This window comes from Paenibacillus sp. CCS19, from assembly GCF_033239625.1.
GTDB lineage: Bacteria > Bacillota > Bacilli > Paenibacillales > Paenibacillaceae > Paenibacillus_T.
The window spans coordinates 50209-71281 of the sequence record NZ_BTCK01000034.1; the positions used below are offsets into that span (position 1 = coordinate 50209).

16 protein-coding genes are annotated in these 21073 nt (G+C 51.1%); 5 read left to right on the top strand and 11 right to left on the bottom strand.

The features are described 5' to 3' along the window. Positions 1–157: 157 nt before the first annotated feature. From SBI19_RS20855 to kapB, 3 genes are all read right to left on the bottom strand, one after another. A complete protein-coding gene (locus SBI19_RS20855; protein ID WP_317971448.1) occupies positions 158–2233 on the bottom strand; it encodes a YhgE/Pip domain-containing protein in 2076 nt (691 codons plus the stop codon). A gap of 138 nt (positions 2234–2371) precedes the next feature. Then, on the bottom strand, positions 2372–2962 hold the full coding sequence (locus tag SBI19_RS20860; protein ID WP_317971449.1) for a TetR/AcrR family transcriptional regulator: 591 nt from the start codon (positions 2960–2962) through the stop codon (positions 2372–2374). Between the two features lie 310 nt (positions 2963–3272). Continuing rightward, on the bottom strand, positions 3273–3665 hold the full coding sequence (kapB, locus tag SBI19_RS20865; protein WP_317971450.1) for a sporulation phosphorelay system protein KapB: 393 nt from the start codon (positions 3663–3665) through the stop codon (positions 3273–3275). A gap of 505 nt (positions 3666–4170) precedes the next feature. Here kapB and SBI19_RS20870 point away from each other — a divergent pair. The 3 genes from SBI19_RS20870 (at position 4171) to SBI19_RS20880 (ending at position 9224) form a co-directional block, all read left to right on the top strand. Beyond that, positions 4171–5292, top strand: coding sequence for an MGDG synthase family glycosyltransferase (locus SBI19_RS20870; RefSeq protein ID WP_317971451.1), 1122 nt, complete (start codon positions 4171–4173; stop codon positions 5290–5292). Positions 5293–5409: 117 nt separating this feature from the next. After that, entirely contained in the window at positions 5410–6825 is a 1416-nt protein-coding gene (locus SBI19_RS20875; protein WP_317971452.1) for an NAD-dependent malic enzyme, read from the top strand. Between the two features lie 212 nt (positions 6826–7037). Continuing rightward, the gene (locus tag SBI19_RS20880; RefSeq protein ID WP_317971453.1) at positions 7038–9224 is read left to right on the top strand and encodes a hypothetical protein; all 2187 of its coding nucleotides are present in this window, start codon (positions 7038–7040) and stop codon (positions 9222–9224) included. A gap of 253 nt (positions 9225–9477) precedes the next feature. On the opposite strand, the gene SBI19_RS20885 is transcribed toward SBI19_RS20880, so the two are convergent. Both SBI19_RS20885 and SBI19_RS20890 read right to left on the bottom strand, forming a co-directional pair. Beyond that, positions 9478–9780: a hypothetical protein gene (locus tag SBI19_RS20885; RefSeq protein WP_317971454.1), complete on the bottom strand. Its 303-nt coding sequence runs from the start codon at positions 9778–9780 to the stop codon at positions 9478–9480. A gap of 149 nt (positions 9781–9929) precedes the next feature. Beyond that, positions 9930–10922, bottom strand: a complete 993-nt coding sequence (locus SBI19_RS20890; protein WP_317971455.1) for a type II CAAX endopeptidase family protein — start codon at positions 10920–10922, stop codon at positions 9930–9932. A gap of 607 nt (positions 10923–11529) precedes the next feature. Between SBI19_RS20890 and SBI19_RS20895 the strand changes: the two genes are divergently transcribed. Continuing rightward, positions 11530–13602, top strand: coding sequence for a PLL family lectin (locus tag SBI19_RS20895; protein ID WP_317971456.1), 2073 nt, complete (start codon positions 11530–11532; stop codon positions 13600–13602). A gap of 70 nt (positions 13603–13672) precedes the next feature. On the opposite strand, the gene yicI is transcribed toward SBI19_RS20895, so the two are convergent. Next, positions 13673–15997: an alpha-xylosidase gene (gene yicI / locus SBI19_RS20900; protein WP_317971457.1), complete on the bottom strand. Its 2325-nt coding sequence runs from the start codon at positions 15995–15997 to the stop codon at positions 13673–13675. A 133-nt stretch (positions 15998–16130) separates the two neighbouring features. Here yicI and SBI19_RS20905 point away from each other — a divergent pair, with 133 nt between their 5' ends. Then, positions 16131–17075, top strand: coding sequence for a helix-turn-helix domain-containing protein (locus SBI19_RS20905; protein ID WP_317971458.1), 945 nt, complete (start codon positions 16131–16133; stop codon positions 17073–17075). A 251-nt stretch (positions 17076–17326) separates the two neighbouring features. Here the strand turns inward: SBI19_RS20905 and SBI19_RS20910 are convergent, their stop codons facing one another. From SBI19_RS20910 to SBI19_RS20930, 5 genes are all read right to left on the bottom strand, one after another. Further along, positions 17327–18418, bottom strand: a complete 1092-nt coding sequence (locus SBI19_RS20910; protein ID WP_317971459.1) for a C40 family peptidase — start codon at positions 18416–18418, stop codon at positions 17327–17329. Positions 18419–18817: 399 nt separating this feature from the next. After that, positions 18818–19741 (bottom strand): cation diffusion facilitator family transporter, encoded by a 924-nt coding sequence (locus tag SBI19_RS20915; RefSeq protein WP_317971460.1) that lies wholly within the window; start codon positions 19739–19741, stop codon positions 18818–18820. 289 nt (positions 19742–20030) lie between these two features. Further along, a complete protein-coding gene (locus tag SBI19_RS20920; RefSeq protein WP_317971461.1) occupies positions 20031–20381 on the bottom strand; it encodes a hypothetical protein in 351 nt (116 codons plus the stop codon). A 30-nt stretch (positions 20382–20411) separates the two neighbouring features. Then, entirely contained in the window at positions 20412–20819 is a 408-nt protein-coding gene (locus tag SBI19_RS20925) for a hypothetical protein (RefSeq protein WP_317971462.1), read from the bottom strand. A gap of 68 nt (positions 20820–20887) precedes the next feature. Next, a partial coding sequence (locus SBI19_RS20930) for a hypothetical protein (protein ID WP_317971463.1) occupies positions 20888–21073 on the bottom strand: 186 nt, incomplete at its 5' end.

Genomic DNA, 21073 nt, shown 5'->3' on the forward strand with positions numbered 1-21073 from the left:
TGTTTATACATTGGAAAGGTGTATATTTGCAGGAACCTCTTTATCTCCATCATTGTGTCGCATTCATATTGTGCTGCAAACAAAACTCCAGGTGCACGCACCTGGAGTTTTGTTTATAAAGATATGTTATCCATCCGATACACGTTTTGCCATGAAATTATGCCGTTACCGGTGTCTGCTGTGACTTGCTGTCGCCGCCGTTGCTGCGGGATTGTTTTTTGTGTTTGAGCACGAAGTAGCCCAACGTCAGCGCGGCGAAGATTACGCCGTAGATGGCGAGCGTACCCATGCTGCTGCGAACGAGCGCGAAGTCTCCGCTGGAGATCGCTGCTTTGAAGCCGGCTACGGCGTACGTCATTGGCATCCACTCGCCGATCGTCTGCAGCCAAGCAGGTACAAGCTCCTTCGGATACGTACCCGAGCTGCTCGTCAGCTGCAGGATCAAGATAATGATCGAGACGAATCGACCTGGCTGATCGAGCAGCGTGACGAAGAACTGGATGATCATCATGAACGACAAGCTTGTTACGATGCTGAGTGCGATGAACCAGCCAACACTTTGCACTTCAAGTCCGATGGCATAGAGCAGAATCACATCTGCAAGCAGTGTCTGAACAATGCCGACCAGTACGAACAACAACGCCTTACTTGTAAACCAGCTGCCGCCCGAACGTGGACGTCCTGCGCTGTCGCGCATCGGCAGTACAATCGTCGACAGCAGTGCACCAACGAACAAGCCAAGACCCAAGCTGTATGGTGCAAATCCTGTTCCGTAGTTCGGTACCGTCGTCAGCTTCTTCTCGCTCACTTCGACAGGACCAGCGAACATGTCGGCTTTCTTCTCGTTACTGTTATCATCGGTCGATACCTGACCCGATGTCGAGCTCGAGGCTTCGCCGAGCTTATCCGCGAGCTCTGCCGAGCCGTCGGCGAGCTTGCCGACGCCGTCCGCCAACGCGGCCGAGCCATCGGCGAGCTGCTCCGAGCCGCTCGCGAGTTCAGCGGCGCCCGCATCAGCCGCGGCTGCTCCGGCTGCGGCTTGCTTGGCGCCCGCCGCGAGCTTGGCGGCGCCGTCGGCAAGCTTCGCGCCGCCGGCCGCTGCGCCTTCGAGCTTCGCGTCGAAGGCGGTCAACCCCTGCAGCAGGGCCGAATTCCCCTGCTGCAGCTCGCTCGCGCCAGCGGCCAATTGGCCGCCGCTGGCCGCGAGCCCGTCTGCGCCGGCGGCCAGAGCCTTGGCCGCGGCAACCAGCTGCTGCAGCGCCTCCTGCTGCGCTGCAGCGTCGCCGCCTTCGGCGGCTTCACCAGCCGCAGCTGCGGATGCATAAGCATCCAGCTGCTGCGCCAGCTGCGCGGCGCCCGAGGCGAGCTTCGTCTCCGCCTCATGCGCCGCTTTCGCTCCCGATGCCAGCTTCGCGCCTGCATCGGCCGCTTTATCCGCGCCGGCCGTCAACTGGCCGGTCGCCTCATGCAGCTTGCCGAGCCCGCTTCCCAGCTCGGCCGCGCTCGAGCTGAGCGATGCCGCGCCGCTTGCGACCTGCGCCGCGCCGCCTGCAACTTTTTTCACGCCGGACTCAAGCCCCAACGTGCCGTCCGCAAGCTTCTCTAGATTGCGCTGCAAGGTCGCCGCTCCATCCTTCGCCTCCGTTGCGCCGCTGGACAGCTTGCCAGCGCCATCGCTTGCTTCTGCGAAGCCGTCAGCTACTTTGCCGAACTGCTCCAACATCGTCTCCGCATACGACTTCGTTACTTCCTTCGACAGCGAAGACTTCAGCTCCGTAACCGCGCTGCTACCGATCTTCGATGCGGTGAAACTAAGGCTTTCATTCGTCACATAAATCAGCTGCGACGGCGTCGGCTCAGCATCCATAAGCGTCGTCGCCTGCTTCGAGAAATTGCTTGGAATTTCGAGCGCAAGATAATAACGCCCATCCTTCACGCCATCCTCAGCTTCTTCCTTGTCGACGAAAGCCCACTTGAACTTATCGTTGTCCTTCAGGTTATCGACAAGCTCGCTGCCAAGCGCCAACTGCTTACCATCGAGCTCTGCTCCTTGGTCTTCATTGACGATCGCGACCGGCAGGTCATTCGTACGTCCATAAGGATCCCAGAATGCCCCGACCAACATCCCGCTGTACATAATCGGAATGAATAGAATACCGATGACCGAAATAAGTACCTTCTTGTTTCTAACAATATCGAGCAGCTCCTGCCCGAATAAGCGCATGCCCTGCATAGAGGCGTCCTCCTTTATTAGCATCGGCCAGAACATTCTGACCGTTTTGCTCATTTGGTCATTCCCTTGTTGAAAAATAGAGCGGAATCCGCTCTTTCTTCAAAACCTTACCTATCTATCTCAAACGCGGCAAGCTGATTAGCTCTTCGCGCAAATGCCATGCTGGAACAGCCCCGTCAATTGCTCGGCTACCTCTTCCTTCGAGAGCGGTGCGTGTCTGCGGCTCCACTCGGCGGCAAGCGCCAAGTACACCCTGATCATCATGAACGCCGTAATCGACGGATTCACATCTCTGAGTTCACCCTTCTCCTGCGCCGAGCGAATCTCCCGCTCGATGAAGCCGATAACAGCGTCCTCAAGCGCGCCAAGTCCTTCGCTTACAGCCGATGTCCCGACCTCGCGCTCCTCTTGCGTCAGCTTGACGACCAGCTCGTGGGTTTCGCGGAACTGCAGAACGCCGTACATCACATCGGTTAGATTCTCGAAGAAAGGGCGGCTCTCCTCGATCCGACCTACAACGACCGCCCTCATCTCCGACGTGAGCCGACGAATAATCTCGCCGAACAAGTCCTCCTTCGTCGCAAAAAACGTATAAATCGTTCCTTTGCCAACGCCCGCAAGCTTCGCAACCAATTCCATCGTCGTCGCTTTGTAGCCGAACATCGTAAACGACCTTGCGGCCGCGTCGACGATCAGCGCTTTGCGATCGACCGTTTTCTTCTCCGCCATCCGATCACCGCTCCTTTCTCCCACTAATGAACAAACCCTTCATTGCTTTGCCTTTGGTCGATCATCCAATACTAACTGACCATAATTCGAATCCGGTCATTCGGTCAAACAAAATGTTACCACGATTCCATGCAGCATTCAAGGTGCTTTCACCCACATTTTGCTGGCAGCTTCGCAATCCCGCTCCAAACGCGGCATTGTCTGGCAGTTATCACAACAAAACGCAGGTGCATCTCTGCACCTGCGCTTATACCTGTGCCAACGCAACCGCGCCTTACCAGCGGCATCATCATTGGCACCTTATCACATCTTACATTCCATAATCCCGCTTCACGATTGCCAGCGTATCAAGTCCACGCTCTGCCCAGCGCTTGAGACGATCCAGTTCGGCTGCTTCTTCTTCCAATGCACGTACGAGCGACGCCTTGTAGTCCGGCACCTCGCCATGGAATGGCTCGAGGTCCTGATACACGCACAGCGCTTTCTCCGTGTAGCTCAGCGCCTTGCGCTCGTGGAACATCGGTACATCCGGATCGTACGGATAGTGCAGATTGCCTTGCTGCGGATGCTTCAGCACCGCGAGCACCTGCACGACAGCACGCGGCCCTCCCGTCTCGAACACCTTGCCGGCATAAACGCCTGTCTTGTATGTCATGCGCACCAACTGATCCATCGCAGGCTGATTTTCTTGTGAATATCGCATCGTTTCCTCCACAACCTTTCCTTGCAGATATAACCTCGATCGAGGTTTTCCAATGATGAACGAACACGCTTTGAGACAGCCTAATAAGAATTTATTCTTTCCATATAGATCGGAAACCTTAAAATTCTTATGTATTAAAATGTCTCTCTCTACGTACTCCCGATCATCCATATGTAACCTTAACATCGTCCATCAAACGTTTTAACCTAAAGTTTAGCTTAAATTAATGCCTACTATTAATGCAAGCTTGAATTGTGATCTTGTGTTTACGGGCCCAAGCATCGTAATATGGTAATATGACTATCGCCGCGCATGTTTGCGGCCTTATTAATGATGCGGTCAGAAAACCTGAATCGAAGTCATTCTGGGATGAACGACCTACAGCTTTGCGGGGCAAGCGGCTTCGTAAACATGAGGTAGGTTTTATCGCCAATCAGAATTTGTTTCTTCCGGAATACATCGGAACCTAATAAATTCTTATGTGGATAGAAAAGTGGGTGAGTCCATGCGTAAGAAAAGAGTGCTGCTGCTCTCCGAAGGGTTCGGTTCCGGACATACTCAAGCCGCCTACGCGCTCGCAGTCGGCCTCCGTCTCTCGTCGCCGGAAATTCAGACGCGCGTCATTGAACTGGGAAAGTTTCTTAATCCAGTCGTTGGTCCATTAATTGTATCGGCATACAGGAAAACTGTCAGCAAACAGCCGAAGCTGGTCGGCATGATGTATAGAAGTAATTATCATAAATCGCTCAATCGGTTCACGCAGCTTGCTCTGCACCGAGTATTTTATACGCATACGTCCCAGGTTATCGATCAATTGAAGCCTGATTTGATTGTTTGCACTCATCCAGTCCCGAATGCTGTCGTCTCACGACTGAAGCGGCTTGGCGAGGAGAATGTGCAGCTTTGCACCGTCATTACCGATTATGATGCGCATGGCACTTGGATCAGCCAGGAGGTCAATCATTACCTCGTCTCGACGCCGAAGGTGAAGCGCAAGCTGGTCGAACGCGGTGTTGAGCCGGATCGGATCGAAGTAACCGGCATTCCGGTTCATCCGAGCTTCTGGCAGACGTATGACCGTGAAGAGGTGCTGAAGCAGTTCGGCTTGCGCGATATGCCTACAGTGCTCGTCATGGGCGGCGGCTGGGGGCTGATGGACGATGACGACCAACTGCTCGATTATATGACCGAATGGCGCAATCGCGTGCAGCTGATTGTATGCGTAGGCAGCAATGAGAAGATGAAGGAAAAGCTGCTGCAGGAGGAACGCTTCAATCATCCGAATGTCCACATCCTTGGCTTTACCCGCGAGGTAAGCAAGCTAATGGACGTAGCCGATTTGCTCGTGACGAAGCCTGGCGGCATGACATGCACCGAAGGCCTGAGCAAGGGGCTACCGATGTTGTTCTATAAACCGATCCCTGGACAAGAAGAAGAGAACAGCGAATATTTTGTGCAAAATGGTTTTGCCGAAATGCTCAATACGCGCGAAACGATCGACAAATGGTTTAAGCGCATCCAAGAACGCGAGGCATTCGCAGAGTTTAGACTAGCGCTGCTGGGCAAACGCAACGAACAATATGATCCGAAGGAATGTACGGACGCCGTCCTGCGATTTATGCAGTGACGGTTTTTTTCATTTATTATCCATTCAAAAAAAGGAAGGCGTTGCTCGTTCTCCTCGACAGGAATATTTCCAATCGCTGCAGGGTATAGTTAGCCCATAGGAACGGGAGGGGTACGGATGGACGGTAAAAGTTTAGATGGCAAAACGATTATTATTCGCCTTGAGATCGATACGCGTACAGTAGGATTTGGCGCGGCTGCAGCTGCACTCGAAACGGCTGGCGGCGATATTATCGCAATCGACGTTATTTCGACGGGACGCGATCGGACCGTTCGCGACTTGACGGTCAAAGTAGCCGAGACGTCCAGCATCGACCGCATTACGACGACGTTGTCGACGGTCCCTGGCATTCGGCTCGTCAACGTCTCCGACCGCACCTTCCTGCTGCACCTCGGCGGCAAAATCACAATACAACCGAAGACGCCGATCCAGAATCGCGACGACCTGTCTCGGGTGTACACGCCTGAGGTGGCGCGTGTCTGCCAGGCGATTCACGCTGACCCTTCTAAGGCATTCACACTAACCGTGAAGCGTAATACGGTTGCTGTTGTGTCCGATGGCAGCGCCGTTCTCGGCCTTGGCAACATCGGCCCCTATGCAGCTATGCCAGTCATGGAGGGGAAAGCGATGTTGTTCAAGCAGTTCGCAGACGTCGACGCTTTCCCGATTTGCCTGGATACGCAGGATACCGAAGCTATTATTACGGCTGTGCGCAATATTGCGCCTGCCTTCGGCGGCATCAACCTCGAAGACATCTCTGCCCCACGCTGCTTCGAGATCGAACAGCGGCTGCGTGACGAGCTCGATATTCCGGTCTTCCATGATGACCAGCACGGAACAGCCGTCGTGCTGTACGCCGGGCTGCTCAACGCGTTGAAGCTGTCGGGCCGCACGCTCGCCACCTCTCGCATCGTCGTATGCGGCATTGGCGCTGCAGGCACCGCCTGTACGAAGATGCTGTTGGCAGGCGGCGCCATAGATGTTATCGGCGTTGACCGCAGCGGCATTCTTAGCGCGGACAATACCTATGACAATCCGAACTGGCAATGGTATGCCGACCATACGAATCCACGGCGGCTGTCTGGCGGACTTGCCGAAGCAGTCGCAGGCGCTGATGTGTTCATCGGCGTATCCGCAGGCGGCATCCTAACCCGCGAGCATGTTCTCTCGATGGCGCCGGAGCCGGTCGTATTCGCCATGGCGAATCCCGAGCCCGAGATTCGCCCGGAGAAGGTCGAAGACATCGTCAGCGTCTTCGCCACCGGCCGGTCGGACTATCCGAACCAGATCAATAACGTCCTGTGCTTCCCGGGCATTTTCCGCGGGGCGCTAGACTGCCGGGCATCCACGATCAATGAGGAGATGAAGCTGGCGGCAGCCGAGGCCATTGCTTCGGTCATTACCGACAATGAGCTCAGCCGCATGTACATCATCCCAAGCGTGTTCAACGCACGCGTCGTCGAAGAAGTGCGCCGCCGCGTCATCGATGCTGCGCGGCGCTCCGGCGTCGCCCGCAGACAGCCACGGGAGTAGCTTAACTTTCTCTTCATAATTGGATCGCCTTAAAAGTACAATCCTTCTGAAAATCAAGATGGGTTGTACTTTTTTTGTATAGAGTCTCTTATCAATTTAGACGACAAGTGGTCAATCAACTATTTATACCGTATAAAACACCAATAACCGCTAGTTTCATATAATGTTCTAAAGAGAGGCCCTGTTTTCTTGGTGCCTAAGAGGTGAATAAAATGAGCGCGTTTACATCAAATATGAATATGAATGAGTGGGATAGTAGTACTAGTAATCCGCTAACAGATCAACAGTTAAATGAAAATTTCGAAGTACTGGACGATGAGCTTAATCAACGCGGTGTTAATATTCGTTGGAAAGGTGCAGATCCCAGCGGAATTACAAGCAGCTACTCAGCACTATTGGCTGCGATTCAGGACGATACAGATACGATATTTGTCCCGAAAGGCGTATATCTCATCGATCAGAACCTTACGATTCCAAGCAGTAAAAAACTTGTATTTGAGCGCAATGCTCGCTTCCTAATAGCAGCGAATAAAACACTAACGATTAATAGCGCAATTGATGCACTTATTACTGATTGGATCTTCGATATTTCATTAGGAGGCATAGTGGCAGGCGCTCCTCAGATAGCCTCCATATTACCTCACTGGTTCGGTGCCAAAGGGAATTGGAATGGCAGTACCGGATCAGACGATACTAGTGCGATTCAAGCCGCCTTAAATCTAGCCGGCCCGAATAAGCTATTCGTTAATTTTGCAAAACCAGGCTACTATCAGGTAACAAAGACACTATTCCTCGGCAGCAATGCGTATATAAGTGGATGCATTACAGGATTCTCTACACTTCCAGGCGATTCGATTTCGCACTGCTCCATCATTTTCAACCAATCTGATCCCGATGCTTACTTATTTACAGGAAAAGGCGGTGTGGCTGGTGGACAAATCATTATGATGAATATTGGTGTTTTTACAGGTCTGAATTACTACCCAGAGATCAAAAAGAATATTTTCCTCTACAAATATAACGTAAGTAATCATTCTTTGTTTGAAGGCGTACAGATCGGTCTCTTCGATTATGTATTTTACAATGGCGCATTCTCGATGGCTTCAAGAATACACTATTGCGAGATTCGCAACATAGGTCGAGCTGTATTCTATAGAGGTCAGATCGTAGATGCTTATATTTACAATAACTACTTCCATGGAAGTGGCACCAGTTACATTAGCAATGGATCAACAGTAAAGGTGTCCTGCGATTTTGCTCAAGATAACACTACTCTCAGTATGAGTCAATTCATAAACAACTGGTTTGAATTTTTTGACTATGTTTTTAAACTAAAGAATATGGAGCAATGCACTTTTATAGGTAACATGTTTGACTATATTTATAGAGTTTTTGAAAAGGTCGGTGTGGCTTGTTCCATAACAGGAAATGTTTTTAATCACTGCGATCGTAATTCAATGATCACACATAAATCATGGTCAAGCAGCGCTGGCTTAGCCGATACAGATTGGCGGTCAATCGTTATAGAGGGATATACAGGGGTTTCAATTGTCGGGAATATCATCGGAGCAATCGATACTTTCATTGATATTGTAGGCGGTAACGGCGGGATCAGAGATGTATACACTGCTGGTAATATTATAAGATCAGATAGCGATCCATATACTCCTGCTAATAAGGACCGATTAGTACGTGTTAGCATAGGAGCTTCTAGCTGGCTAAAGAGCGGTCATATGAGTAATGTCAAATTAGAAGAGTTAAACGATACCGTGCATACAGCTCCTCCACAGTCAGGACTTTTTCCTGGTCGACGTGTTGTTGTTAACGGGCAGACATTAACACTTGATACAACTTTCAAATGGCGTGACGCTAATGGGTCTCTGTATGGATTTACAACTAAAAATTTGATTCCAAAACTTAATGATACTTTGTGGAGCATGTCTTCAAATCCTAAATGGATAGTTGATAGCAGCGGCTATAAAGTAACTGTTAACGGTTATTCAAGCGGAGGTTGGTATGGTTCTGTTCTTAACCTCCCCACTTCTGGAGGAAGGAACTATCGTTTCAATTCCGAAACAGCTTACTATGCAAGTGACGGAACCCATAGAAACATCATTGAAATCTATTTATTTCAAGGCTCTAATAAAATCATCACTTACTATTACAAAAATGGCGAAGCTCTCTTCTTTACAACGCCGACTGGGACAGACCGAATTCAAATTGCTCTTAGGTGCAATGTAACCAACGACCCTACACTAACTTTCACGTTCGACACGCTCTTTATGAGTGAATATTCTGAGCTTAACTACGGCACTATTGTCCGTACTCCTTCTGGCAAAACGCTATTAAAATATTATGATGAGACGACCAATGTTGAAGTTTACGAACCGTATATCTAGCCATTGTGACATGCGGTTAATTAGCTAGGCAATAATCTCTGAAATGATTCAAGAAAAAGAAAACCCACCTTTGGTTAACTGCCAAAGGTGGATTCGAGCCTCTTTGCAATTCAGAAGGAAAAACCCATCCAAGCCATTGTTGAGCCGAGTGTTTATCGCACTCGGCTTCTTTACTTGTATGATAACAAATTGGAAAATCCAGAAAAATAGAAGAACCAATCTAACCAAGCAGGTGAAAAAACAATCTTATCCATCAAGCACGACCTTCATTCTTATGCCGTCCCATACGCTTTCTAGCATAGGAAAGCATTAAGAAATGTACCCATGTCATAACTGGCAGTGCGATGATCAAGGTGTACCGATTCGCATGATCGATCCCGAACAGTCGTACCTGCTCATCGGTCCGCAACAGCAGCCACGCCGACATTCCAAGTATAACCGAATTAAGCCCTAGTGCTGCCGCCATGCCTAACCACTGGTCCCTTGTACTCTTCATGACCCGAATCGATACGTATGCCGTTAGGAGGAACGTGCAGACGATAATCACGTTATTCATTCACTCCACCCTTTCGAGGAATCTCACCTATGTAGACGAGAGCAGCAAGGCAAAGATTTCCTTACTTATGTAACCGGACAGGGCTAGTATTAAACCTACACCAAGTCGAGCATACATTACTTCGTTCCACGAACCCCATTCCCGCTGGGCTATCCGACTACCGCTTTTACGACGAAGACAATAACAGCAAGTGTAACCGGCACAGCCCAGCCCCAGCTCGCGGCCATCCGACCTCCTGCCGCATCTTCACGACTGCCAAGCAGCGAATCCTTGCATCCGCCAGCTTCATCTCTTCTCGCTGTTTCATCCCTATACTGCTCCCTCGATCGTACTAACATCTGGCGGTCCATTCGCTTCAGAATGAGCCAGCACACATAGATTGCCGGCACCGATGCGACGCCTATCAGTATAAGGAACGGCACGTCTACTCCGCTGCTTGAAGAAACGCCTTCGACGAGATCCCCGCCGCGAGCATAAGAGCCAAACACATAGGTTAGGTTCGTCGCCATATGGATAGCGAGACCTGGCAGTATCGAGCCTGATCGCTGGACGATTAGCGCCGATATAAGCGCTGATGCAAACAGCTCGAACAGACGGTACGGATTGTCGTGGAACAACGCAAATAATGCCGAGCTCACAACAGCGCCGAACAGAATGCCGTGCTGCTCCAAGCCCGACAGCAAGACGCCGCGAAACAATAGCTCCTCGCACAGCGGTGGAATAATGCCAATGCATAACAGAAGCAGCAGCAATGAACCTACATTATCCGAGATCGGATAGTCAGACGGCTTATATGCATCGCCGAACAACGTCAATGCTGCTTCCGTCAGCCGGTGCAAGAACAACATCGGAACTTGGCTAACCGCGTACAGCAGCACACCTAGGCCAAGTATAGACCACGGCACAGCATGCAGCCTCAGCGTCCGCTTCAATGACAGCCCGCTCCAACGTGTCCAGATGACGCCCGGCAGAAGGAATAGCAGGACATTACCGATCAGTACTTGAACGAGGAAAAGGCTCAGCGTATATCCTCCTTCTGCATCCTGCGAGGAGAATACCGCTGAGAAAACAACCCCTGCTGTATACGATACGAGAAATATCCACCCCGCCTCAGCAGCACTCAACCTCTTGTCTGCTATCATTACGTTCACCTCAAACTAACATTTTATACCAGTAATATATTCCTCCCCTATGGTAGTCCCCATCGATAACGAATTCAACAGCTCAAGCCTCCGATTACCGTTAAGTTTCGCTAAAGAAAAAGCAGCGCCGCCATTAGCGCGGAGCTGCCTTCATACTTGGAATATCCAATTAACCTTTCACCGCGCCTGCAACCATGCCCTTCATAATGTTCTTCTGCATGATGAGGAAGAAGATTACCGGAGGCAACGTCGTCAGTACAACGACGGTAAATGCGAATTGAGCCAGTGGCTACGCTGCCCTCCTTATGACTAAGTTTCTTCAATATCATCTGAACAATTTCACGAAAATTTCGAGGCATTCCCACTCTCGTTCGACAACCTTTATTAATAATCCGCTCTATTATTTATGATGGAACACATCAAGCCCCGCAGCGTAGTGAACCAGTCCGATTATAAAGGAGATGGCGAAATGCCCGCTCGCTCAACGCGCGTAATGTTAAAAAACAAAACACCGCACACGCTGCAGCTCTCAGACTCTGGACTCGCACATGGAGAATGGACACCTGGCGGTTGGACTCCGCCTGCATTCATTCCACCAGGGGGCGAAATGGGATGGCAATCGGAGAGTGACGGGTTTGCAACCGGTACTGAAGGACATGTCAGCTATATCTTTGACTATGATTGGCAGTCATGGTCGCAGGTCCAACCTGGAACGGTGTTCGATCATCGGAACCAGAACGTCACTGCAATCTCGCGCAACCCAAATCAGATCGACCTATTCGTCATCGGCTTCGATAATGCAGTTTGGACCACTTGGTGGGAAGCTAGCATTGGCTGGGCGCCTGGAGGCTGGTTCCAAATCCATCCTGAAACCGTATTCGATCATACGACACAACAAGTCACAGCGATCGCTCGCGGGACCGGGCACCTCGATCTGTTCGTCATCGGCTTCGACAATGCGGTCTGGAGCACTTGGTGGGATGCAGTTACAGGCTGGGCAGCGGGCGGCTGGGTCCAGATTCATGCTGAAACAACATTCGATCATACCAAACAGAAAATCACTGCCGTCTCTCGCAATGAGAGTCAAATCGACCTGTTCGTCATCGGTTTCGACAATGCGGTTTGGAGCATTTGGTGGGAAGCAGCTTCTGGCTGGTCACCTAGCGGTTGGTTCCAGATTCATCCTGGAACGTTTTTCGATCATACGACACAGAAAATTACCGCAATCTCCCGAAACCCGAACCATCTGGACTTATTCGTCATCGGCTTTGACAACGCAGTCTGGAGCACTTGGTGGGAACCAGCTATCGGCTGGGCGAATTGGTTTCAAATTCATGCTGGAACGGTGTTCGATCATACGAAACAGGAGATTGCAGCCATAACACGCAACCCAGATCAAATCGATCTGTTCGTCATCGGCTTCGATAATGCGGTGTGGAGCACATGGTGGGAAACACATTCCGGTTGGGCGGCCGGCGGTTGGATTCAGATTCACCCCGAGACACGCTTTGATCACACTACGCAAAAAATTACAGCCCTATCCCGTCATTCGAATCAAATCGATCTGTTCGTGGTCGGGCTCGATAATGCCATATGGAGCACTTGGTGGGAAGGGCAATCTGGCTGGGCAACTGTCGGCTGGCTCCCGATTCACAATGAAACGGTATTCGACCACACGACCCAACGGATAGCTGCTCTTGCACGAAGCTCCGACCATATTGATCTGTTCATTATCGGCTTCGATAATGTCGTATGGAAGAACTGGTGGGGCACTCGCGCCTCGCTAAACATTCGATGGGATAACCCCTTCGTCGGGTTGAACAATTACCATCACAGCGTAAGCCCTGGCTACGGACTATCAGGCGCCGGCGGCAAAGGGAACAATACCGAAACGATATATACGTTGCAGACCGATGCCCCCGTACGCGTACCCGGATTTCTGCCAAGCACCAACGGACTCCCATTCGGCAATAACTGGCCAAGTGCTTCGTTTGGACAGCTGCGCCTGCCTCCATTCTCATGGTGGGGAGATGGCATTTCGTTAGGCGATGCATCAAACGGCTTATGCGGCGGAATGACGTATGCTGTCATTGATTATTTCGAAGCCCATCAGAGGCCGCCTCAACATCGACCCGCGGTAGAAGGCGATCCTATATTTCATTACTTTGTTCGTCGTCTCTTTGACAGCTTTAATTCGCCGATGCTCGGTTCTTGCGATCCGCTTGTATGCGGTGGTTTCGATGTCCTGGCGAATGTAAAAGAGTTTATGACGCTAACAGACAGCCTCTACCCCAATTCGGACAATTATATTTCAGATGGTTTTCTTGGCGACGGCAAAGCATGGAAAATGGCGCGCAGCGCATGGCCGGCAATCCAGCAAACGATTGACAGCGGCAAGCTATGTCCGATTGGGCTTGTTATGGTCAAGTCACTGCTGCCTTCCGATCTAGGCCAGAATCATCAAGTGCTCGTCTACGGCTACCAGCTGAGACAGACGCAATTAACACTATTTATTTGCGATCCAAACTCACCGCTCGACGACCATGTGACCGCCACTCTTAATATTGAAGATACTGGCGAACCGATCGATGTCACACATAACGTTGACGTCGGTCGTCCGATCTATGCATTCTTTCCTCTGCGTTATTCCTTTATTGCTCCTGTTGGAGGAACGCCATAACAACAAATTAATGCACAAAGCAAAGCCTCCACTCACATTCTCGTGAGTGGAGGCTTTTTTATAGGCTCGATTAAGCCAGCGTAATCGTAACCGTCACGTTCTTCTCGCCAGCAGGGACGATAACCGTGTCACCGTCAACGGATGCGGATGCTCCGCTTGCCGATGCGATCTCGCCGATGCTGTTCAGCGTTACGCTGAACGCTTTGCCCGTACCTTGCAAGGAAACAACGATCGACTTGCCTTCGCGCACAACGGAAACTGTCGTTTCGACAGCACCTTTGATATCGCGAACCGTTGCCGTTGCTGTGCGGCCATCTTCCAGTGCATAGACGTTGAAGTCCACACCGTTCGAGTAGTCGTAGTCAGGGCGCAGATCGTTCGCGCCGAAAGCGATGATCGAGTTCGGACGCGCGAACAATGGCAGGCTGTCGAAGCCGTAGTTTTCCTTGTGCCAGCCCGGCTCTTTCGTCTCGCCGCTCAGTACATGCGTCCACGTACCGCCTTGCGGCAGGTAGTATTGCACGTCGCCGCTCTCCGTGAAGATCGGAGCAACGAGCAAGTTCTCGCCGAGCATGTATTGACGATCGAGGAATTCCGTCGTCGGATCGTTCTGGAATTCGATGATCATCGCACGCTGCGAAGGCAGGCCGAGCTCAGGCGCTTGTGCCGCTGTGTCGAACAGGTAAGGCATCAGGCGGCTCTTAAGCTTCGTGAAGAAGCGCGTAACGTCAACTGCTTCTTGATCGTAAGCCCAAGGCACCCGGTACGACTTGGAACCGTGCAGACGGCTGTGGCTCGAGAGCAAGCCGAATTGCAGCCAGCGTTTGAATACGTGCGTTGGCGCCGTGTTCTCGAAGCCGCCGATATCGTGGCTCCAGAAGCCGAAGCCGGACAGACCGAGCGACAGGCCGCCGCGAAGGCTCTCAGCCATCGACTCGTAGTCTGCGTAGCAGTCGCCGCCCCAGTGTACAGGGAACTTCTGTCCGCCGACCGTAGCCGAACGCGCGAACAGTGCTGCTTCGCCTTTGCCAAGCTTTTCTTCCAGCACGTTGAATACAACTTCGTTGTACAGCTGCGTGTAGAAGTTGTGCATTTTGTACGGGTCGGAGCCGTCATGATATACAACATCCGTCGGGATGCGCTCGCCGAAGTCTGTTTTGAAGCTGTCCACGCCCATGTCCACGAGGTCGCGCAGGTAGCCAGCGAACCATTCGCATGCTGCTGGATTCGTGAAGTCGACGAGCGCCATGCCCGGCTGCCACAGATCCCATTGCCATACGTCGCCATTAGCTTTCTTCACGAGATAGCCGTTAGCTTTGCCTTCTTCGAACAGACGCGAGCGCTGTGCGATATAAGGGTTGATCCATACGCAGATCTTCAGACCTTTGTCATGCAGACGTTTCAGCATGCCGACTGGGTCCGGGAACGTACGCTCATCCCATTTGAAGTCCGTCCAGTGGTATTCCTTCATCCAGAAGCAGTCGAAGTGGAATACGTGCAGCGGCAAATCGCGCTCAGCCATGCCGTCTACGAACGAGTTAACCGTCGCTTCGTCGTAGTTCGTCGTGAACGACGTCGTCAGCCACAGGCCGAACGACCATGCCGGCGGCAGCGCCGCTTTGCCTGTCAGATCCGTATATTTGCTCAGTACATCCTTGATCGAAGGACCATCGATAACGAAGTATTCGAGCGATTCGCCTTCAACGCTGAATTGTACTTTCTTCACTTTCTCGGAACCAACCTCGAACGATACGAGCTCTGGTTGGTTGACGAATACGCCATAACCTTTGTTCGAAACATAGAACGGAATGTTCTTGTACGTCTGCTCGGAGCTTGTGCCGCCGTCTTCGTTCCAGATGTCAACGACTTGTCCATTCTTCACGAAAGCAGTGAAGCGCTCGCCCAGACCGTAGATGAATTCGCCTACGCCAAGATCCAGCTCTTCGCGCAGCCATCTGCGGTCCTTGCCTTCCGTCACATAAGCCATCGAACGAGGGCCGCTGCCCGTCAGACGCTCGCCGCCGCGGTAGAATGCAACGCTCCACTCTGCGCCTTTGCGGATGTGCGCGCTAAGCGTGCCGCTCGTCAGAATCGTTTCGTCTTCCGTTTCCGTAATCGTCACGTGACCCTTCGATTCAGGCGTCAGCTCGAACTTCGGTCCACGTTCTACAACACCTGCATAGTGGATCAGCTTAACGCCGATAACACCTGGTGCTGGCGAGTGGAATTTCACCGTCAACTGAAGCGTATCCAGCATGTTGGAACGGCTCAGAATCGGAATTGGCGATACATAAGCGGTCAGCTCGTCGCCGCGACGCTCAACCTCATGTGCTTGTACTGCTGGTTTCAGGTTGAAGCCTTCGCGTACAAGCCAGTTCCCGTTATGGAATTTCATGGTTTGGTTTCATCCTTTCGAAGCAATATAGGATAGGAATTGCATGTAATTACGTATATAGTAGTATTATACTGACTTCGATTCAGGCAAACTATCATAATTATGAGTGACTTTAGCACGATTCTGATATTGTATGTTCATCATGACAGAAAGGCTGAATGCCGCAATGGATCTCTACGCCAAGCACACCCTTCGCGAGGACCGCTTACATGGCGATGCAATGCTCCCTATGGCTGCCTACTTAATCGAGCGGGAAGCGGGAGAGCCCATACTGGACACACATTGGCACCAGGAAGCGGAGTTCTTCTGCGTCCTGGAAGGTGAAGTGCGGTTCCAGATCGATACCGATTACCTCGTCGTCCGAGCAGGCGAAGCCGTCTTCATCGACGGCGGCGACATGCATGCCGGTCATTCGCATAACGACTCCCCATGTACTTTCTGCGCGATTGTTTTTGACGCCGATTGGTTGGCAGGCGCAAGCTACGACGCTGTTCAAGCGGGCTTCATTACCCCCCTGCAAGAGAAGCGCCGCACATTGCCGCGGCATATTGAGCCCGATAGCGAATGGGGCCAAGCCGTGCTTGGCCATTTGCACGCAGTAATGGACGCTTACGACCGACAGCCGCTAGGTTTCGAGGCTGCGATTAAGGGGCGGCTGCTGCTCATATTCTCCGAAATCGCTGCTGCCGGTCAGTGGCGCAAACGTTCGGCGGTTAATGCCGCCGAGGTCGTTAAGATCGAGAGACTGAAGACGATCATCGTGCATATGCAGGAGCATTACGACCGTCCTCTCCGCATACGCGAGCTTGCCGATCTTGTCCCGATGAGCGAAGGCCAGTTCATTCGCTTCTTCAAATCGATGACGCACAAAACGCCGATCGACTACTTGAACAGCTACAGAGTGCGCCGCGCGGCAGAACTGCTACGCGACACCGACCGCAAAATTTCGGACATCGCACTCGAGGTCGGCTTCGAGCATGTCAGTTATTTCATTAAAGTGTTCCGCAGACAGCACAAAACGACTCCTTCCGAATATCGGAAAGAGTCGTCTCATGAATTGGATGCTGATATTGATTGATGGATAGATAGTGATGCACACTCTAGTGCAATGCGTCGCTAGCTTTTAACGAACTCCAGCAGCGCTAATACGCTTGTACGGAGATCTGCGATTTCTAACGAACCTCGTACGCTCTATCTATGCTTATACCGGCCGGAAGATCTTATTTTACAGCAAATATGAGTTACTAAGTTCGTTAGCGCCTTAATATACCCTTATTGCGCCGAATAAGCTCGCTATGGTTCGTTAGCCTTCCGATTGCTCGTCCAACACTAGATGATGCTGCCGCCATATATGAAGCGATATTCCCAATGCGTGCCCGCGATGCTGCTAATCTTCACGCCGCCGGATTCTTTCGAATAAGTATGTAGAATCTGACCGTCGCCCAAGTAAATCGCATCGTGCGAGATACGTTGCGCGGACTTATCGATACCTGCGTAATCGGAAGCCTTGGACCCCTTGTAATCCATGAATACGAGGATGTCGCCGCGCTTCAGCTGATGCCAGTCATAGACCGCATTACCTTTGCTCTTCACATACTCGCCTTGGCCGCGGGAGTCCGCAGGCAGCTTCAGCCCGATGCCCTCAAGGTACATCTGGCGGAACAGATCGGAGCAGTCGAACGTCGTCGTCGTATTCCGGTTCGAACCGAACTCATACGGCGTGCCGAGGTATTTCATACCCGTTGCGATTACTTTCTCGATCTGCGCTGCACGCGAAGCATCGGTCTCGTTCGTTGAGCCGCCGGACGTGCCGCCCGAAGTGCCGCCGCTGGAGGACGTGCCGCCAGTCGACGTACCCGAGCCGCCGCCGGAAGGAACGCTGCCGTTTATTTTCAAGTATTTGCTGTCGGTTGAGACGTAACCAACTTGGCCGTTCGTTTCTTGGACGCGATACCAGCTGGCATTCGTTTTCTCCAGCACGACGACGGGTTCGCCTTTCTTCAGCATTCGGATGACGCTGCTCGATGCCGATGCGCTTGTCCGCATATTAACGCCGTACAGCACCGTCGCGGTCGTCGTTCCTGTCGGTGTCGACACACTGCCGCCGCTGCTGCTGGACAGATTGACATTCAAATATTGACTCGACGTCGACACATAGCCGATTTGTCCGCTGCTGTCTTGTACCTTGTACCAATACGAGTTCGTCTTCTCGAGAACGACGAGGCTTTCGCCCTTCTTCACCATACGGATAACGCTGCCCGATGTCGACGGACTAGTGCGCATGTTGACGCCTGACTCTACGGTTGCCGTACCGACCTGCGCTGCGAATACGTCCGCTGTCGGAACGAGGATGGATCCAAATGCAAGCATGGTTGCCATTGAAGCTGTAAGGAGCGGTTTCTTCCATGAAGTAGTAAGCATAGGTTCGATTCCCTCCATAGGATTGTTTGTTGTGCTGTGGAAATATAATCCCATTGTATCGGGTGGTCGAAAGGACAAGCATCTGACGTTGTTCCCAATGTGAATTTTGCCAATCTAGGCATATCGAACCTTGTCGGAATTGTTAGGCTCTGGACAACAATAAAAAAGCGCCCAATGGGCGCTTTTCTCATCGTTCTCATATTCTGCTATTGGCCTAAGGTTAACCCTACCTGATTCATTGAAATTGTCTCATAAAAGTGTTGGACTTGGTTACATAACCAATATAGTCCATTCGAACTACCAGGAGAAAAACATACCGTCGCAGGAAACATTTACATAGCCCAAATGATGCGTAACTGCGGCGTTTTGCGGGTTGGCGAGAGATGCTGCGGCACTATTTTAAACCATCTGATTCGTTCCGTCTTTATGCTCAGCAGGCGTTGGCGTTGACACATACGGCTCCATATGGACATGAACGCTCATAATGTTGTGCTTCCGCTCCATCCGCTGCTCAATCTCGTCGCTAATGCGATGGCTCTCCACGATTGACAGCGTTGGGTCAACTGTAATGATGACGTCGATGAGGACGTTGCTGCCGTGCACGCGGGCTTTGATATCCTTAATCTCCCGAACCCCTTGCGTCCGCGCGATCGTTCCCCGCAGTGTGTTTAGCTCCTTCTCGTCGAACCCATCCGTTAACGCGTGAGTCGAACTGTAGAAAATGTCCCACGCCGTCTTACAAATAATAATGCCGACCGCGAATGCCGCCACCGTATCCAGCCATGGAAAACCAAGCTGCGCGCCGAAAATGCCGACCGCTGCACCGATGCTGACTAGCGCGTCCGACAAGTTATCTTTGGCCGCGGCCATTAAGGCTTGGTTGTTGATTCGGCTCGCCAGCTTCTTGTTATATGAATATACGCCTATCATCGCTGCCGCCGCCGCGATCGCAATCCATGCCGATGTGAGGTTGGGCGCTTCGCTCGTCCCTTGGAATAGCGCCCGCACCGCATCGATTAATACCTGTAGACCGACCGTCGCCATAATGAACGAAGCAATGAGTGCTGCAATCGTCTCTGCACGAAAATGCCCGTACGGATGGTCCTTATCCGGCGGCTTCTGCGAGATGCGCAGTCCGATCAATACAGCCGTCGATGCCACGATGTCCGTCAAGTTATTGAAACCGTCCGCCGTCAGCGCTTGAGAAGCGAAATAGTAGCCCGCACCGAGCTTAATGCCTGAAAGCGCCAGGTAAGCGCCGATGCTGATCCAGGCCCCTTTCTCCCCCTGCTTGATATCCGCATATTGACCTTCATTCGTCACGCGCGATTACCTCCAAATTTCCATTAACGGTATCATACCTGACGGCACTCGTGTGGGTCTACAGCAACAGTGTTGTCAGGCCTCAACCTTCCTACCCCTGCGCAACAAGTTTGACCAAGCTCAACTAACTAGGGCAGCAAACACGACTGACTGGAATAGAATGTCCGCTTGGAGGGAGAATCATCCATCGTATTGGATGTAGATTGAAAAAAGCCCATTACCGGGAAGGCGATGGGCTTGGTTGGCATTGCTGTGCAGTGTGTTTGGGATACAGGATTGAACCCCACTATCATAGAGGATTATCGCACTTCCAATCGATATCTAATGGAGAAAGGTCAGAAATATATCGCAATAATACATGTTCGAGCTGCGAGACACCCTCAATATCTTTAATGTGAATCGAATTAGTTAGCTCATCATCACATACATCCCAACCGTTAATGAGATATTCAGTCGGTATCTCATACTTCCTTATCCAGAAGTTGAGCTTCTCTGGGTCGGATGTATTTAGAAACATAGTTGTGCTCACTGCTCTGCAGACGATAAAAGAACGATAGTCGCTTGAAGATGCCGCTAATTCGCAGGCTAATGAGTTACCGCTAATGAGATTATTAAATTGGTTTGTGCTGAATTTGTTCATTGTGTTCCCTCCTTCCTAACAGAAGGTAAGCTACTGCATCTCGTCAAACATTGCTTGTTCTTTTTCCGAGAACTCGTCGTAATCCTTCAAATATGTGATCACTGCATCAATGTCTGATTGATCCGAACCAATATATATTTTGCACGTATTGGATGTCCCGTCTACAACGTAATATGCATTCTTTTCGCCGATTACATAGAGATTTTGTCCAGACTTTTTATATTGCTTCACCTTTTCCTCTAGAATAACCATTTGCTGGCTGCTTTCGAACATCTCCAGCTTTAAGGAGTCAGGAAACTTGCCAATTTGAAACTTTCCGTCACCGACTATTACAACTGTGTCCTTCCCCGTTGGATAGTGAATAGACGAAGATTGACAGCCAAGTAATAAGCTTAAAACAAGTACGAACGAGGTTATCAAAATGATTCTGCATTTCACAACCGATTCTCCTTTGGTTCAACGATAAAGTAAAGCGCCGCTTCAATTACCTACTAAGTCCACTAAGCTCACCAATCACAGTCCAGCGGAACAAACGCAGCAAACACCTCAAGTTTATCCCACAGGACACCCAATAAATTTCTTAAGCTTCTTGAAAATGATGATAAAACCCAAGGATAAACAATACCTAATGACGGATTGTAATATGAATTGCGACAGCTAAACACAAAGAAGCCCATGAATGGATTCGTGTA